Origin of the sequence: Halobaculum rarum, from assembly GCF_040025155.1 — an archaeon.
GTDB lineage: Archaea > Halobacteriota > Halobacteria > Halobacteriales > Haloferacaceae > Halobaculum > Halobaculum rarum.
In genome coordinates this window covers 650,403-666,354 of the sequence record NZ_CP157275.1, presented here as the reverse complement: position 1 = coordinate 666,354, position 15,952 = coordinate 650,403, and the positions used below count along the sequence as shown (strand labels likewise).

Sequence of the window (15,952 nt, the reverse complement as noted above, 5' to 3'; positions counted from 1 at the left end):
CGACCCGTAACGATTAACCTCGGGCACGAAGGACCATCCGATAATGATCCAGGTGGGCGTCAACGGCTACGGCACGATCGGGAAGCGCGTCGCCGACGCGGTGGCCGCACAGCCCGACATGGCGCTGACGGGTGTCGCGAAGACGCGCCCGAACTACGAGGCGGAGGCGGCAGTCCGGAAGGGGTACCCGTTGTACGCCGCGATACCTGAGCGCGCGGACCTGTTCCACGAGGCCGGCATCGACCTCGCCGGCGAGGTCGAGGACATGGTGATGACCGCCGACGTGATCGTCGACACGACGCCCTCCGGCATCGGCGCCGACAACCGCGAACTCTACGAGCGCTACGACACGCCCGCCATCTTTCAAGGCGGGGAAGACGCCGACGTGGCCGACGTGAGCTTCAACGCTCGGTCGAACTACGACCTCGCGCGCGACGACGACGTCGACACCGCCCGCGTCGTCTCCTGTAACACGACCGGACTCTCGCGGCTGCTCACGCCGCTGATCGAGTCGTACGGCGTCGAGAAGTCCCGCGTCACGCTGGTCCGCCGCGGCGGCGACCCGGGCCAGACGTCCCGGGGCCCGATCAACGACATCCTCCCGGATCCGGTGACGATCCCGTCACACCACGGGCCGGACGTGAACACCATCATCCCCGACGTCGACATCGACACGCTCGGCGTGAAAGTACCGGCGACACTGATGCACCTCCACTCGGTGAACGTCACGCTCGAGGAAGCGCCCTCGGCCGATGAGGTGCGCGACCTGCTCTCGGCGGAGTCGCGGTTGTTCCTCGTCCCCGAGGAGACGGGGATCGACGGCACGGGGAAGCTGAAGGAGTTCGCGATGGACACCGGTCGCCCCCGCGGCGACCTCTGGGAGAACTGCATCTGGGAGCACTCCGTCTCGATGGAGGGCCGCGACCTGTACCTGTTCCAGTCCATTCACCAGGAGTCGGACGTGATCCCGGAGAACATCGACGCGATCCGGGCGCTGCTTGACTGGGAGGACCGTGAGACGAGCATGGCGACGACCGACGAGACGCTCGGCGTCGGGCTCGAATCGCTGTTCGACGGACAGCGTCAGCGGGTCGTCCCCAAGAGTAACGGCGACGACTGAGTCGAGGTCGAGAGAGCGAAGGCCTCCGAAAACAGCGCTCACCCCAACTCGTGAGCGGTGACCTCACCCGAATCCGTGTCGACGATCACCGCGGCCGGATCCTGCTCGCGGCCGGGTATCGGAACGCCGCCCGGGTTGAGGTGAGTCGTCCCGTCGCGCTCCTCGTGGGCTCGCTCGTGGGTATGTCCGCGACAGACGTAGTCGTAGCGGCCGCTCGCGAGCAGCGCGTCCACGATACCCTCGCTCGTGCCGTGATAGACGGCGAAGTCGGCGCCCCCAAGCGTCAGCTCCGCGAACTCGCCGTGGTAGGTGCCGAACGCGTCGATCGTTCCCGCGAGTGCCCACTCACCGTCGTTGTTGCCGCGGACAGCGTGGAACGCCCAGTCCGCGTCCGGGTCGTCGACGGCGTCGGGATCGAACGGCGCCGCCGAGAACGGTGCGACGACGTCGCCGCAGTGGATCACGGTGTCGACGCCGGCGGTCTCGAACGTCTCGATCGCTGCTTCGACGTACCGTGCGTTGTCGTGGGTGTCGGAGACGACGCCGACGAGCATGGTCCCCGGATCGCGCCGCCGCCTAATCAACAATCCGCCCGGAGCGGCGCGACCGCAGTGCGGGTTCGGCGTGGCTACGCGTCCGTCTCCGCGCTCTGGATCAGTAGCTCGACGGCGGGCAGCGGCTCGCCCGTCAGCGCGCGGATGTACGCGCCGCCGGCGATGGACACGTGCGAGAAGTCGTCCTCGTCCATCCCGTACATCGTGATGGCCCGGGAGGTGTCGCCGCCGCCGACGACCGAGAAGCAGTCGGTCTCGGCGATCGCCTCAAGCACGCCTACCGTGCCGACGCTGAAGCGCTCGTCCTCGAAGACGCCCAGTGCGCCTTTCACGAACACGGCCTCGGAGTCGCGGACGATCGGCTCGTAGTCGGCGACGGTGTCGCTGCCGATGTCGAGGAACGACTGGGTCTTCTCGACGACGTCGTCCACTGCGACCTCGGCGCGCTCGCCGTCGGCGTCCTCGTACGCCAGATCCGACGCGAGCGCCACCTGCTCGCTGCGCTCCTCGAGCACCGAGCGGATCGTCTCCTCGTTGGCGTCCCACTGCTCGTCGAACAGTTCGGTGTCCACGTCCTCGCCGACGGGGTAGTCAGCCGCTCGGAGGAACAACTCGCCGGCGACCCCGCCCAACAGGAACCGGTCGACTTTCTCGTCGAGCGCCTCCATCACGCCGATCACGTCGGTCGCCTTCGTCCCGCCGACGACCATCGTCACGTCGCCGTCGAACTCGCGCTCGGCGATGGCGGTGTTGGCCTCGTACTCCGTCTCCATGACGCGACCCGCGTAGCTCGGGAGCTTCAGCGGAAACCCGACGAGCGAGGCGTGCTTGCGGTGCGCCGCCGAGTACGCATCGTTCACGTACGCGTCGAACTCCGGCGCGAGTGTCTCGACGAAGTCGCTCGCGGCGTGTTCTTCGGGATCCTTCTCCGGCAACTCGTCGTCGGTCATCCGGGTGTTCTCCAGCAGGAGCACGTCGCCGGCGTCCAGATCCCGGACGGCGGCGACTGCGTCGTCGCCGAAGGTGCCGGCGACGAAGTCCACGTCGACGCCGGCGTGCTCGGCGAGGATGTCGGCGTGTTGCTCCAGCGAGACGAAGGTGTCCCTCCCGGGGCGACCCTGATGCGCCATGAGCGCGACGCGGTGGCCGGCTTCGGCGAGTTCCGCGATGGTCTCGGCGTGTCGCGAGAAGCGGCGGTTGTCCTGTACGACGCCGTCCTCGACGGGGGAGTTGAGATCGAGGCGGACGAGGACGCGCTGCTCGGCGGGCAGCTCGTCGAGGGTGCGGAAGGAACTCATCACCCGGGATGTCGGCGGTGAGCGACTTAGAAGGCGCGGATGACGCGAGCGCCGTGGCTCAAATGGTGGCGAACAGGTGGCCGTGCTCGGGGCGAGGACGGGTCCGGTGTGGGCGCCGGATCCGTCGTCATAACGCGCCGTCGGGCCACGCAACCGCGTCCCGGCGCGCCGTCGAGGTCAGCACATCAGGGTGGCTGGTGCGGTATCGGTGAAGAAGGTACGTGCGACCGCCGGACCGGGCCCGGTTCTATGCTCACGTCTCGTCTCGTTCGTGGGCGGCTCGGGCCGCGCGGCGTCGCCGTGCACACCTCGCCGCCCTTCCTCCGAGACGCTCACCTCGCTTCGCTCGGTTCGCGTCTCGCCTCAGTCGTCGCTGGCTTCCGCTTCCGTCCGCGAGGCGCGCTTCGCCGCGCGGTCGATGAACTCCTGCGGGAGTTCGTCGATCTCGCCGGCCTGCACGCCCCACAGGTGCCCGTAGAGGCCGTCCTCGCTCAACAGCTCCTCGTGGGTGCCGCGCTCGGCGATCCGGCCGTCCTCCAGCACGATGATCGTGTCCGCGTCCTTGATCGTCGAGAGGCGGTGGGCAATGGCGAAGGTGGTTCGGTCCTCGGTGAGTTTGTCGATGGAGCGCTGGATGAGCATCTCCGTCTCCGTGTCCACGTCGGAGGTCGCCTCGTCGAGCACGAGGATCTCCGGGTCCTTCAACATCGCACGGGCGATGGAGAGTCGCTGGCGCTGTCCGCCCGAGAGCTTCACGCCGCGCTCGCCGATCTCGGTGTCATAGCCCTCCGGGAGGTTCGTGATGAACTTGTGGGCCTCCGCCGCCTTCGCGGCCTCGATTATCGCCTCATCGTCGGCCTCGAAGGTGCCGTACGCGATGTTGTCGCGGACCGTCCCGTAGAACATGAACGTGTCCTGACTCACGTAGCCGAGCGACTGCCGCAGGCTCGGGATCGTCACGTCGCGGATGTCTTGACCGTCGATCGTGATCGAGCCCTCGTTCACGTCGTACATCCGGAGGAGGAGCTTGAGGACGGTCGACTTGCCGGCCCCGGTCGGGCCGACGAGCGCGAGGGTGTCGCCGCCGTCGACCTCGAAGGAGATGTCGTCGACGATCGTCTCCTCCTCGTCGTAGCCGAACGTCACGTCGTCGTAGACGACCTCGCCGTCGTCGACGACGAGGTCCTCGGCGGCCGGGTCCTCGACGATGCGCGATGGCGTGTCCATCAGGCCGAACAGGCGGGCGCTGGACGCGCGGGCGCGCTGGTACATGTTGATGATGGAGCCGAACTGTGCCATCGGCCAGATGAACCGCTGGGTGTAGAGGATGAACGTGGTGAACACACCGACGGTCAACTCGCTGCCGCCGGTCAGCCAGAACGGCGCCTCGCCGAGCACCCAGAGACCGCCGACGGCGAAGGTGATCACGAACCCGACACCGGCGATGACGCGCAGCGCGGGGAAGAACTTGATCCGGGTGGTGATCGCGTCCCAGTTGGCGTCGTAGTAGTCGTACGAGACGTCGTCGACGCGCTCGGACTCGAACCCCTCGGTGTTGAACGTCTTGATCACCTTGATGCCCCCGAGGTTGTTCTCCAGCCGGGAGTTGAGGTGCCCGACGGTCTTGCGAACGTCGGCGTACTTCGGCTGGATCACGTCGATGAACTTCCAGGTCACGACGGCGATGACGGGTACCGGAAGGAGCGAGATGACCGCAAGCCGGGGGTTGAGCCAGAACATGATCGCCGCGATGCCGAGCACCATCACCGACAGCCGGAACGCGGAGTTCATGCCGTCGTTGAGGAACCGCTCCAGTCGGTTCACGTCGTTCGAGAGCACGGACATCATCTCGCCGGTCTGCTTCTCGGCGAAGAAGTCCATGTTCAGCCGCTGCATCTTGTCGTAGGTGTCCGTCCGGATGTCGTGCTGGATGTTCTGGGCGAAGGAGTTCCAGCCGTAGTTGCGGATCCAGTGGAACACCGACCCGCCGAAGAACGCGAACGCGATGATGCCGACGGTGAACAGCAGTTGGTCCCGGGGGCCCGTCGGGATGACGCTCGCGGGCACCAACGGGAGGTCGAACGGGACGTTCTGTTCGAACACCGCGTCGATCGCGATCCCGAGGAGAAGCGGCGGGAGCAGATCGAGCACACGCGCGGCGACGCTACCGAAGAACCCCAGCCCGAAGTACCGGAGGTTTCTGGACCCGTACTCCGAGAACAACCGCTTCATCGGGTTATCCGTCTTCTCACGGATGTCCTCGAACGGGTCGTCCTCGTCGGAGGGATGGCTCATTACCTACTCACAGCGACACCAACGCCCTAAACGGTTCGCTTCGAATCGAAACACCCCGATGTCGGCGCGGTCGCCTCCGCCACGACCCGCCGCGACGACGCTCAGTAGTCGCCGTCGATCTCGACGGTGTCGCCCTCGCACACGTTGTGATCGTTCGTCCAGCCGTACGGCACTTCGAGCACGTACTTCCCGGTTCCGCGGTAGCGCGCGAGGTCGGACCCGGAGGTCCCCTCGGGCGGGAGTTCGGCGTGGTGGATCCGGGTGATCGTGCCGTTGGCGGCGATGAACACGATGTCGATCGGGAACCCCATGTCGCGCATCACGTACGCGTGCCGGTCCTCGGTGTCGTGGACGAACAGCATCCCCTCGTTCGGTCCGAGCGACTCGGTGTCGGAGAGTCCGGTGTAGCGCTTGTCGAAGGTGTCGGCGACGCGCGCGTCCACGCTGCCGAGTTCGGTGCCGCTCCCGTCGACGACGGTGACGGTCGTGCGCTCGTACTCGCCGTCGTTCGCGACGTTCGCGACGGTGCCGGTGCAGCCGGCGAGCACGACCAGCAGCACGAGGAGCGCGGGGGCGACGCGGCGGCAGGCGACCATAGTGGGTCTGTCGGGCGGAGATCAGGAAAGGGTATCGGGCAAAAGGTAAGCGTTATTCGAGCGCGGCCGGTGTAACCGGATACGGGCTCGTAGTCTAGTGGTTATGACGCTTCCCTTACAAGGAAGAGATCGGTGGTTCAACTCCGCCCGAGCCCAGTTCTCGCGGCCACACTGCGACGAGCGAAGCGAGGAGCCGTGGCCGCATGAATGGGGTGTGAGGAGTTGAAGTAGACGGGGCGCCCGCAGCGGACGCGAGCACGTCTCGGCGTGGTTCACGAGTGAGCGAAGCGAACTCGTGAGTAGGGAACGACAGTGACCGCGTACAACACCGCCCGAGCCCAGTTTTTCAGTCTAGGACCGTCGCCGACGAGGTACCGGACGCGAAGTTACTTCGCGGGAACGGGCTCCTCCGCGTACGGGAAGTTGTCGATCGTCTCCTCGCGGAACGCCTCCTCGTCGAAGGAGTACTCGCCGTCGAAGAAGTCCATCAGCGTGTGGGTGTCGCGCATCGCGTTCTTCAGGCACGTCGAGGCGCCCGGCGACGGCGTGATGTTGAAGACGATGTCCTTGCCGACGATCTTCGCCTCGCCCATGTCGAGCGAGCGCTTCTCGGTGTCGACGATCTGCGGCCGGACCCCGCCGTACCCCTTGGCGCGCTCGATGTCGTCGAGTTCGACGCTCGGGACGACCTTCTGGACGTGCGGGAGGAACTGCTTCGGTCCCACCACGGGGAGGTCATACACGAGGTTCCGGAGCACGTACGGCAGGAGGATCCGGTCCGCGAGGATGTTGGCGTAGCTGAGGAACGACGCCGCGTTGAGGCCGAACACGTCGAGGAAGTCGGACACCGTCGAGATACGCCCGCGTTCGAGTGCGGGAACGAGCTTCGCCGTCGGGCCGAACCGCGTCACGCTCCGGTCGTGTACGTCCGCGTCGCCGTGGATGGCCGCGAAGGGGAGCTTCTTCATCTGCAGCGTGTACACCTTGCCGTTCAGGAGATCGTCGGCGAGGAAGAAGCTGCCAGCGACCGGCAGCAGAACCTTGTTCTGACCGTAGCCCAGTTCCTTCGCCATCTGAAGGCTGTGCGAACCGGCGGCGACGACGGCCGCCTGCGACTCGACCCCGCCGGCGGTCGTCTCGAACGTGTAGCCCTCGGGTGTCGGCTCGACCGACGTGACCGCGGTTCCGGCCTTGATGTCAACAGTCGCCTCCTCGCGGGCCTGCTCGACGAACGATTTCGTCGTTTCGCCGTAGTCGACGACGTAGCCGTCGGGCGTCTGCAGCGCGAGCATCTCCGTGCCAGGATCGCGCCCCTCGACGACCTTCGGCTCGATCTCGCCGATCTCGTCGCGGCCGATCGGTCGGAGCTTCGGGAAGAGGTCCCCGAACCCGTTCTCGTGGTACCGCTGCTCCAGCTTCTCGACTTCCTCGTCGCCGACGCCGAGCACCATCTTGCTGCGCTTGGCGTGCATCTCACGGTCCGCGTCCTGGTTCTCGAGGTAGCCGGCGAGCAACTCGGCACCCTCCTTTACCTCCTCGGCCTTCTCGAGGGTGTAGTTGGTCTCGATGTCCCCGAAGTGCAGGGTCTGGGAGTTGTTCGTGTGGTGGGAGTTGATCGCGGCCACCTCCGGTTCCTTCTCGATCAGCGCGATCGACTCGATATCGGTGAACTTCGCTGTCGTGTACAACAGCGAGGCACCGCTGATACCTCCGCCGACGATAACGAGGTCGTACGTGTCGGACATTGTGGTAGGTGCTATATCGACTGCGACACCGGAGGCAAATAACTCATCTTCTTTGCGTCCGTTATTGCTCCCCGATCGTTGCGCACGAGCGCCGACCTGTTCCGTTACCTCTCGCCTACGACACGATGTACAACGGTCCGAAGGAGTCATCTGTGTCAGCGGAATCCGTCCGGACGAACCATGAGTGAGCGAGAGACGTGGACATCGCGAGTCGGCTTTATTCTCGCCGCCGTCGGCAGCGCGGTGGGACTCGGAAACATCTGGTCGTTCCCCTTTCAGACCGCCACGAACGGTGGGGCCGCGTTCCTCGTCGTCTACCTGGTGGCGGTGTTTCTGATCGGGTTTCCCGTGATGCTCGGCGAGTTCGTCATCGGGCGACGAAGCGAACGAAACGCCGTCGAGGCGTTCCGGGCCCTCGGTTTCGGCGAGTGGTCGATCGTGGGAGGGCTTGGGGTCCTCTCGTCGTTCGTGACGCTGGCGTTCTACAGCGTCGTCGGGGGATGGGTGTTGAGCTACATCGTCGGCAGCGTCACCGGTGGGTACCTCGGCGACGCGGGCGCCTACTTCGGTACCGTTTCCGCGGGTCCGATCGCGGTCGCCGCCCACGCGGTGTTCATGGCGCTGACGGTCGCGATCGTCGCGCTCGGCGTCACCGACGGCATCGAGCGCGCGACGAAGCTGATGGTGCCCGCGATCTTCGTCCTCATGGGGGGACTCGCCGTTTGGGTGAGCACCCTCGACGGCGCGGGCGAGGGATACGCGTACTACCTTTCGCCGGACGTCGGCGTGATCACGGGCGACCTCGCGGGGATCGTTCCCCCGGCCGTCGGCCAGGCGTTCTTCACCCTCTCGCTCGGGTTCGGCGCGATGATCGCCTACTCGTCGTATCTCGGACGCGACGACAGTCTCCCGGCCGACGGGTCGGCGATCGTCGTGGTGAACACGCTTGTCGCGCTTCTTGCGGGCTTCGTCGTCTTCCCGGTGCTGTTCGCCATCGAAGGGTCGATCCCCGAGTCCGGTGGTGCGGGCACCGCCTTCACCGCTCTCGCCGGGGCGTTCAGCCAGATCCCCGGTGGCCGGGCCATCGGTCTCGGCTTCTTCATCGTACTCTTGCTGGCCGCGCTCTCCAGTTCGATCAGTCTCCTCGAGGTTTCCACGTCGTTCGTTGCCGATCGAACCGGATACGACCGGGTCCCGACGGCCGTGGGCCTCGGCGTGCTCGTCGCGCTCGTCGGCATACCGACCGCGCTCGACACCGGGGTCCTCGGCTGGTACAACGACGTCGTGTTCAACCTCTTGCTGCCGCTTTCGGTGCTGTTCATTTCCTTGTTCGTCGGCTGGGTTGCTGACGACCAGCTGGCCGCGGAGCTGAACCTCGGAAGCTCGTTCGGGAACGGCTTTTCGACGGTCTGGCTGTGGTGGATCCGGATCGTGATTCCGGTCGCCATCGGGGGGACGCTACTGCTCGGAATCCAGTCGCTGCTCGTGAAGGCGGGGGTCCTCGCGGCCCCCATCGTCCTCGGGTAGCCGGTTCTCGCCCTTCGGAACGCTCGTTCGACCCGCGATCGGACTACTGCCGCAAAATCCTGGGTACTCCGGGTTGAGGTGGGCAAATGGACACACCTCCTTTTGTTGATCGCGACGAGACGTTCTGTCGATGTACGAACGCACTCGCGGGGGGAAGCCACGATGAACTTGAAGGCGGTTGCGGTCGTCGGCATCGTCGTTCTCGCCATCGCCGTCGGCGGCGTAGCGGCGTTCATCGCCGGGATCGGTCCGCTCGGGGACATCGGCGGCTCGTCCGACGCTGTGACCGAAACGCCGGAGTCGACCGGGACCGTATACGGCGACGCCGGGGGAGCGTCCGGGGACGGATCATCCGGCGGCGATAGCGGGGGCGGAACCGAGGCCACGACAGCAGACGGATCGGACGGCGGAGACTCGGTGCCGCCGTACACGTTCGTCGTGGAAGCGATCGAGGAGTGCGGGCAGACCTGCCGGGACGTGACCGTTCGGCTCGATAACAACCGAAACGAGACGGCGACGGGGATCAGCGTCTACACGCGGATCTTTGCCGGCGACACCACCGACTCCGGCGACAAGGTGTGGGAGGAGAAACGCGACGTGGGTACCCTCGAGGCAGGGGCCTCGACCACGGAGACGAGTCGAGTGGAGCTCTCGTACTCGGAGGGGTATCAGGTCCAGCAGGCGGACGGGTGGATCACGATCCTCACGACCGTCGAGTCCGACGACGTGACGATCACGTTCAAGGAGCGCCGTCAGGTGTTGTGACCGCCGGCCCGCGCGGCGATTCGAAACGCTTTTTCATACCGCCGGGGTTCGTTGAGATGCGCCGCCTTAGCTCAGATTGGGAGAGCACTCGACTGAAGATCGAGCTGTCCCCCGTTCAAATCGGGGAGGCGGCATTTCCTCCGGCCGACGACGTGAGCGAGCGTAGCGACTTCCACACAGCAACTCAGCCGGTGTCGAGGGCCAACGCTATTGGACTGGTGCCCGAGCGTCGATCCGAATGACCGACGCATCCGAACCCGGACTCGCTCGTTTCAAACGCCCGCTCCTGTACCTGATGAGTCTTCTCTACGTCGCCGCCGGCGTACTGCACCTCCTCGTACCGAAGCCGTTCGAACGGATCGTTCCCCGAGAACTGCCCGCTCCGCGGGCGCTCGTCTACCTCTCCGGTCTGGCGGAGATCGCGCTCGGTATCGGGGTACTGTTCCCGCGGACGCGCCGACACTCCGCGAAGGGCTTGGTCCTGCTACTGCTCGCCGTGTTCCCCGCGAACGTCAATATGGCCGTCCGCGACGTGGGCGGGAACCCGCTCCCCGAGCGCGCCGAGCGGCTCTACGACGCGGCGTTGTGGATTCGACTTCCACTGCAGGGGCTTCTGATCGCGTGGGCGTGGTGGTACGCGCGGGCTGATTCCGAAGACAGCACGTAATACCGGCGTACCGGCGTGTCTCCCGGAGCGAGGAGCGCGAGCCTCAGGGGACCCGCGCGGCGGTCTCGGCCGGTTCCGCGAGCGCGTTCATCGGCCGGATCTCGAGGGTGTCACTCGGCAGCGACCCGAGGTACTCGAGATACTCGGACACCACCGCCCACTGGTGTTCGTTGCTCAGATCGTAGAGGTGACACCAGAGGTGGAGCGACCCGCCGGTGGCGATAGCGCGCTCGGTGCTTCGTCGGAGATAGTACTGGTGGACGCGCTTTCTGACCTCCAGCGGGAACGCGCGAAACAGTCGCGGCGCGGGCGTCTGGCCCGACGGCAACGACGACGCCGTCAGCGACGGGTACGTCGTACAGTACGTTTCGACGACGCCGTCGACCACGGCGGTGTCCCAGAGTGGGTGGGGCCCGACGGTGAGTTCTCGGAAGCGACTCACCCGACCCCCGTCGTCGGTCGGGATCGCGTACCGCGCGACTCGGATCCCGTGGTCGCGGAGGAGGTCGTTCGGCGGTCGCGAGTGCCGCGGCGGGACGAGAGACCGAACCGGTTCCCCCAGGCGCTCGTGGAGCGCGATCGATGTCTCGAGTTCGTGTTCCACCAGTTCGCGCGGTTCGGTTCCACACAGGACATGCGAGAAGGTGTGGGTGCACAACTCGTGGTCGACTTCGGCGGCGCTGATCTCGCGGGCCATGTCGGGCGCGTAGAACAGCGGGTCGGTCGCCACGTCGGTGCCGGGGTCAGCGTCAAACCACCCGTCATCGTACGGACCGGCGTGGGACCCGTCGCACTCTTCGAGCAGGAGGTGACCGACGATGTTGAAGGAGATGGGAACACCACAGTCGTCCGCTTTCTCGAGGAGCTTGCTGAGGTAGCGCCGCTCCTCGGAGCCGTCAGGCGACAGGTGGTCGTGATCCGGGAGATCGTGAACTCCCCACCCGAGCTCGATCTCCATGCTCAGCGTCAGGGTGGCAGGTCCGGAAGCGGCCCGCTGGTTCGACTCCCGACGGTTCGATCGGGTCGGGTCGCTTGCTGACGGTGCGGCGCTGTCGGGAGACGAACGACGGACGCGGGGACTCAATGTGTCGGCGCTACTCGGGGATCCGACTTTAGTATACGGCACGTTAATCGCCGTGGACCGGTTCCGCTGCCGCTCGACAGCAACGGAACCGACTTCGGCCCGGTTCCGCTGCCGCTCGGCAGGAACTCCCCTCGTGGCGTCCGATAGTCTCGGACTAGTCGGCGGGATCAGTCGTCTCTCCGCGGATCTTATGCCCCCGCTCGGTGAAGCCGAATCGAACTATGACGAAGCTCGCGATCACGCTCAGCCGGAACGCGGACCGTTCGTTCGAGGAGTTCCAGGAGTACTACCGAGAGGAGCACGCGCCGCTTGCAGCGGATCTCTCGGGGTTGGAGCGGTACACCGTCTCGTTCCCGTCGGATCCGGAGTCGGCGTCGTACGACGCGCTCGCGGAGCTGTACTTCCCGGACGGCGAGACCATGGCGGCGGCGTTCGATTCCGAACACGGCCGCGAGGTCACCGCCGACGCCGAGACCTTCGCGGAGATGGACGCCGCCGAGCGTGTCGTCCTCGAGGAAGACGTCATCGTCGACTGACAGCGGCATCGACGCCCCTCCGATCACGACAAACGGCCGGTTCGGGTCCCGTACGAGCACGAATCTACCGCCGCGAGTGGGTCCTTCACACGCGCACCGGTGACTCGGAAGGGTTAACTGTTGCCCGCCGTTCATACCGTGTATGGCAACTGGGAAGGTCGACTTCTTCAACGACACCGGCGGCTACGGATTCATCGAGACTGAGGACGCGGACGAGGACGTGTTCTTCCACATGGAGGACGTTGGCGGTCCTGACCTTGAGGAAGGGCAGGAAGTCGAGTTCGACATCGAGGAGGCCGAGAAGGGCCCCCGCGCGAAGAACCTGCAGCGCCTGTAAGGTTCCGACGAGTCGGTCGAGAGACCGTACCGCAGTTTTCACCGTTTTTCACCCGACAGCGAGCGACCGCCGTCCCGTTCGGTCCGTCCGAACGCGACGGAGCCGTGGTCGTCCGCCAGCGGCGGCGCCGGCGGGAGTGACACCAACGACGCCGGCGGCGAACCCGGCGACCCCAGCGCGTCGTTTATTTTCGCCCGCGTCGAATCTCCGGACGTGAACACGGGACGGTGGTGGTTGGCGTGACGGCGACGACGCTCCACGAGCCGGCACACCGGGAGGCGCTGTGGGAGCTGGAGTCGGCGTTCGACCGCGGCGATCTGGTCACGCTGTTCGGCACCTGTACGGTCGAGTACGACGGCCGCGCCGCCTCCTCGTTGGGGCCGGGTGCGCGGCTGCTCGTGCTCAAGCCGGACGGCTCGGCGCTGGTGCACACCGACGAGGGGCGCACCCCCGTGAACTGGCAGCCGCCGGGGAGCGAACACAGAGCGGCGGTGCGGGACGGGCGCCTGCGCGTGCGGAGCGTGCGCACGTCACCCGACGAGACGCTCGACGTGTGGTTCTCCGCGGTGGATCAGCTCACCGCCTACGGCGTCACCGGGGGCCGGTCGGTCGAGGTGGTCGGTAGCGAGGCAGACCTCAAGGAGCGCGTGATCGCCGACCCGGAACTCGTCGAGGCGGGCTTCGAGCCGCTGGCGACCGAGCGCGAGTCCGACGCGGGCCCGATCGACGTGTTCGGCCGCGACGCCGCGGGACGCCCGGTCGTCGTCGAGCTGAAGCGGCGGCGGGTCGGTCCCGCCGCCGCGGGCCAACTCGCGCGGTACGTCAACGCCATCGAACGCGAGGAGCCCGACGGAACCGAGGTCCGCGGAGTTCTGCTCGCGCCGTCGATCACCGACCGCGCACGCGACCTCCTCGCCGACGAGGGGCTCGAACACGTCGCCGCGGATCCTCCCGACGGCGGCGGCGATGCCGGTGACGACACGTAGCCCGTGGACTGCCTCCGGATCCCGAACTGACCCGTCATCGGACCGGTTCGACCGCCCGTGCGGGCCGGCCGCACGGCGGGCGGGCGAAACGTAGGGTTTAACCACGCCACCGCCGTCGTCTCGGACAAGTAACCATGTCCGACAAGCCGGCCTCCATGTACCGGAAGATCGACAAGCCGTCGTACACGCGGCGGGACTACGTCACCGGTATTCCGGGCTCGAAGATCGCACAGCACAACATGGGCGACCTGACCAAGGACCCCGAGGACTACCCTGTCCATATCTCGCTGGTCACCGAGGAGGACGTCCAGATCCGTCACGGCTCGCTGGAGTCGGCGCGTCTGTCGGCAAACCGTCACCTCATCCGTGAACTCGGCGAGGGGAACTACAAGATGGTTCTGCGCAAGTTCCCGCACCAGATCCTGCGCGAGAACAAGCAGGCGACCGGCGCGGGTGCGGACCGTGTCTCCGACGGGATGCGTCAGGCCTTCGGCAAGCCCGTGGGCACCGCCGCGCGCATGAACGCCGGCGAGATCGTCTTCACCGCGTACGTCGACGTCGACCAGGCCGACGCCGTGAAGGAGGCGTTCCGTCGCGCGTACAACAAGATGTCCCCGCCGTTCCGCGTCGTCGTGGAGAAGGGCGAGGACCTGCTCGTCCGGTAACGCGGACACCCCGCGGTCGGGGCGTTCCGTTCTCACCGTTCTCACGCCCGTGAGCCGTGGCCATGGCGACGTCGCCCGCGACGCTCGCTTCCCGCCGAAAACGACAACGCGGATTCGAGTGAAACTGCCGCACAGCGACGGCGGCGACGCGAAACTCCGGCAGGTCTTTGGCCCGCGGGCGAGCATCCACGCACATGACTGGAGTACGAGTCGCGGGGGTCGGGCTGACGCCGTTCGGCGAGCACGCCGGGCGGACCGGCCGGGACCTGTTCGCGGAGGCGGCGCTCGCGGCGCTCGACGACGCCGGCGTCGCCGGCGACGACGTGGAGCATCTCAACTACGGCAACTTCATGGGCGCGCTCGCGGAGCGGCAGGGCCACCAGGCGCCGATCGTGACCGAGGCCGCGGGCCTGCGCTGTGCCGGCACGCGCTACGAGGAGGCGTGCGCGTCGGCGGGCGTCGCCGTCCGCGAGGCCGTCCGCGCGGTTCGCTCGGGCGAGAACGACGTGATGCTCGCCGGCGGGATGGAGCGCATGACGAACCTCTCGACGGCGGAGGTGACCGAGTCGCTGGCGGTCGCAGCCGACGAACTGTTCGAGGTGCGCGCGGGCGTCACCTTCCCCGGGGCGTACGCGCTGATGGCTCGCGCCTACTTCGACGAGTACGGCGGCGGCCGCGAGGATCTGGCCCACGTCGCGGCGAAGAACCACGCCAACGCCGTGAACAACGAGTACGCGCAGTACCAGCGCGAGATCACCGTCGAACAGGCGATGGACTCGCCGCCGGTGGCGTCCCCCCTCCACCTGTTCGACGCCTGCCCGATCACCGACGGCGCGAGCGCGCTCGTGCTCGTCTCCGAGGAGTACGCCGAGGAGCACGACCTGGACGCGCCGGTCGCGATCACCGGCAGCGGACAGGGCGGCGACCGCGCGGCGCTTCAGGACCGCACCGACATGGCCCGCACGCCCGCGGCCGCCGACGCCGCCGCGGAGGCGTACGGCGACGCCGGCGTCGCCAGCGACGAGGTCGACGTCGCGGAGGTGCACGACTGCTTCACCATCGCGGAGGTGATGGCGCTCGAGGCGCTGGACTTCTTCGACCCCGGCGAGGGGATCGGCGCCGCGCGCCGCGGCGACACCACCCGCGACGGCGACCTCCCGGTGAACCTCTCGGGGGGCCTGAAGGCGAAGGGCCACCCGGTCGGCGCGACCGGCGGCTCACAGATCGCCGAGATGACGCGCCTGCTCCGGGGCGATCACCCGAACAGCGACGCCGTCCCCGACGCGACGGTCGGGCTCACCCACAACGCCGGCGGGACGGTCGCCAGCGCCGTCGTCCACGTGCTGGAGGTGGCCGAATGAGCGAATCGGACCCCGATCCGCCCGCGAACACGGGATACGACGAGTGGGCGGACGCCCTCGCGGACGGGGGGTACTTCATCGAGTGTGCGAACGGGCACGGCAGCCTCCCGCCGCGGCGCGTGTGTCCCGAGTGCGGGAGCACCGACCTCGCCGAGGAGCCGCTCCCGGAAACGGGGGAGGTCGCGACGTTCTCGGAGGTCCACGTCGCGCCCTCCGGCTTCGGCGAGGACCCGCCGTACGTCACCGCGGTCGTCGAGTTCGGGTCGGTCCGTCTCACCGGTATCGTCCGCGATCTGTCGGCCGAGGAGGTCGAGATCGGAACCGTCGTGCGTCCCGACGTGGAGCGCAACGACGCCACCGGGAACCGCCTGATCGTGTTCCGTCCGACGTAAGGGATACGCCGCCACGGGGCCCGG

16 protein-coding genes and 2 tRNA genes are annotated in these 15,952 nt (G+C 67.2%); 12 read left to right on the top strand and 6 right to left on the bottom strand.

From position 1 onward, the window contains the following. The first annotated feature begins 43 nt into the window (after window positions 1-43). Complete coding sequence (locus tag ABJD39_RS03495) at window positions 44-1,120, top strand: type II glyceraldehyde-3-phosphate dehydrogenase (RefSeq protein WP_348612186.1); 1,077 nt, start codon at window positions 44-46, stop codon at window positions 1,118-1,120. Between the two features lie 38 nt (window positions 1,121-1,158). Here the strand turns inward: ABJD39_RS03495 and ABJD39_RS03490 are convergent, their stop codons facing one another. The 4 genes from ABJD39_RS03490 to ABJD39_RS03475 all read right to left on the bottom strand — a co-directional run bounded on the left by ABJD39_RS03490 (window position 1,159) and on the right by ABJD39_RS03475 (window position 5,863). Next, entirely contained in the window at window positions 1,159-1,674 is a 516-nt protein-coding gene (locus tag ABJD39_RS03490) for a metallophosphoesterase (RefSeq protein ID WP_348612184.1), read from the bottom strand. A gap of 74 nt (window positions 1,675-1,748) precedes the next feature. Next, window positions 1,749-2,972: a phosphoglycerate kinase gene (locus tag ABJD39_RS03485; protein WP_348612182.1), complete on the bottom strand. Its 1,224-nt coding sequence runs from the start codon at window positions 2,970-2,972 to the stop codon at window positions 1,749-1,751. Window positions 2,973-3,335: 363 nt separating this feature from the next. Then, window positions 3,336-5,267, bottom strand: coding sequence for an ABC transporter ATP-binding protein (locus tag ABJD39_RS03480; protein WP_348612180.1), 1,932 nt, complete (start codon window positions 5,265-5,267; stop codon window positions 3,336-3,338). Window positions 5,268-5,368: 101 nt separating this feature from the next. Next, on the bottom strand, window positions 5,369-5,863 hold the full coding sequence (locus tag ABJD39_RS03475) for a DUF192 domain-containing protein (protein WP_348612178.1): 495 nt from the start codon (window positions 5,861-5,863) through the stop codon (window positions 5,369-5,371). An 83-nt stretch (window positions 5,864-5,946) separates the two neighbouring features. Here ABJD39_RS03475 and ABJD39_RS03470 point away from each other — a divergent pair. Continuing rightward, a tRNA-Val gene (locus ABJD39_RS03470) sits at window positions 5,947-6,019 on the top strand. A 230-nt stretch (window positions 6,020-6,249) separates the two neighbouring features. On the opposite strand, the gene ABJD39_RS03465 is transcribed toward ABJD39_RS03470, so the two are convergent. Continuing rightward, on the bottom strand, window positions 6,250-7,608 hold the full coding sequence (locus ABJD39_RS03465; protein ID WP_348612176.1) for an FAD-dependent oxidoreductase: 1,359 nt from the start codon (window positions 7,606-7,608) through the stop codon (window positions 6,250-6,252). A 180-nt stretch (window positions 7,609-7,788) separates the two neighbouring features. Between ABJD39_RS03465 and ABJD39_RS03460 the strand changes: the two genes are divergently transcribed. The 4 genes from ABJD39_RS03460 (at window position 7,789) to ABJD39_RS03445 (ending at window position 10,567) form a co-directional block, all read left to right on the top strand. Further along, complete coding sequence (locus ABJD39_RS03460) at window positions 7,789-9,135, top strand: sodium-dependent transporter (RefSeq protein ID WP_348612174.1); 1,347 nt, start codon at window positions 7,789-7,791, stop codon at window positions 9,133-9,135. A gap of 162 nt (window positions 9,136-9,297) precedes the next feature. Further along, a complete protein-coding gene (locus tag ABJD39_RS03455; RefSeq protein ID WP_348612172.1) occupies window positions 9,298-9,900 on the top strand; it encodes a hypothetical protein in 603 nt (200 codons plus the stop codon). Window positions 9,901-9,960: 60 nt separating this feature from the next. Then, window positions 9,961-10,034, top strand: a tRNA-Phe gene (locus ABJD39_RS03450). 104 nt (window positions 10,035-10,138) lie between these two features. Further along, complete coding sequence (locus tag ABJD39_RS03445; protein ID WP_348612170.1) at window positions 10,139-10,567, top strand: DoxX family protein; 429 nt, start codon at window positions 10,139-10,141, stop codon at window positions 10,565-10,567. Window positions 10,568-10,610: 43 nt separating this feature from the next. On the opposite strand, the gene ABJD39_RS03440 is transcribed toward ABJD39_RS03445, so the two are convergent. Continuing rightward, window positions 10,611-11,525, bottom strand: coding sequence for a polysaccharide deacetylase (locus tag ABJD39_RS03440; protein ID WP_348612168.1), 915 nt, complete (start codon window positions 11,523-11,525; stop codon window positions 10,611-10,613). 347 nt (window positions 11,526-11,872) lie between these two features. Here ABJD39_RS03440 and ABJD39_RS03435 point away from each other — a divergent pair, with 347 nt between their 5' ends. From ABJD39_RS03435 to ABJD39_RS03410, 6 genes are all read left to right on the top strand, one after another. Next, window positions 11,873-12,187 carry an EthD family reductase gene (locus tag ABJD39_RS03435; protein ID WP_348612166.1) on the top strand — a complete coding sequence of 105 codons (315 nt, stop codon included), beginning with the start codon at window positions 11,873-11,875 and terminating at the stop codon, window positions 12,185-12,187. 142 nt (window positions 12,188-12,329) lie between these two features. Beyond that, window positions 12,330-12,524, top strand: coding sequence for a cold-shock protein (locus ABJD39_RS03430; protein ID WP_073307057.1), 195 nt, complete (start codon window positions 12,330-12,332; stop codon window positions 12,522-12,524). A gap of 239 nt (window positions 12,525-12,763) precedes the next feature. Next, window positions 12,764-13,510, top strand: coding sequence for an endonuclease NucS (nucS, locus tag ABJD39_RS03425; protein WP_348613690.1), 747 nt, complete (start codon window positions 12,764-12,766; stop codon window positions 13,508-13,510). 134 nt (window positions 13,511-13,644) lie between these two features. Next, a complete protein-coding gene (locus tag ABJD39_RS03420; RefSeq protein WP_348612164.1) occupies window positions 13,645-14,175 on the top strand; it encodes a 50S ribosomal protein L16 in 531 nt (176 codons plus the stop codon). A 194-nt stretch (window positions 14,176-14,369) separates the two neighbouring features. Continuing rightward, window positions 14,370-15,536 carry a thiolase domain-containing protein gene (locus tag ABJD39_RS03415; RefSeq protein WP_348612163.1) on the top strand — a complete coding sequence of 389 codons (1,167 nt, stop codon included), beginning with the start codon at window positions 14,370-14,372 and terminating at the stop codon, window positions 15,534-15,536. After that, window positions 15,533-15,928, top strand: a complete 396-nt coding sequence (locus ABJD39_RS03410; RefSeq protein ID WP_348612161.1) for a Zn-ribbon domain-containing OB-fold protein — start codon at window positions 15,533-15,535, stop codon at window positions 15,926-15,928. The genes ABJD39_RS03415 and ABJD39_RS03410 overlap by 4 nt, the downstream gene beginning before the upstream one ends. The last annotated feature ends 24 nt before the right edge of the window (window positions 15,929-15,952 follow it).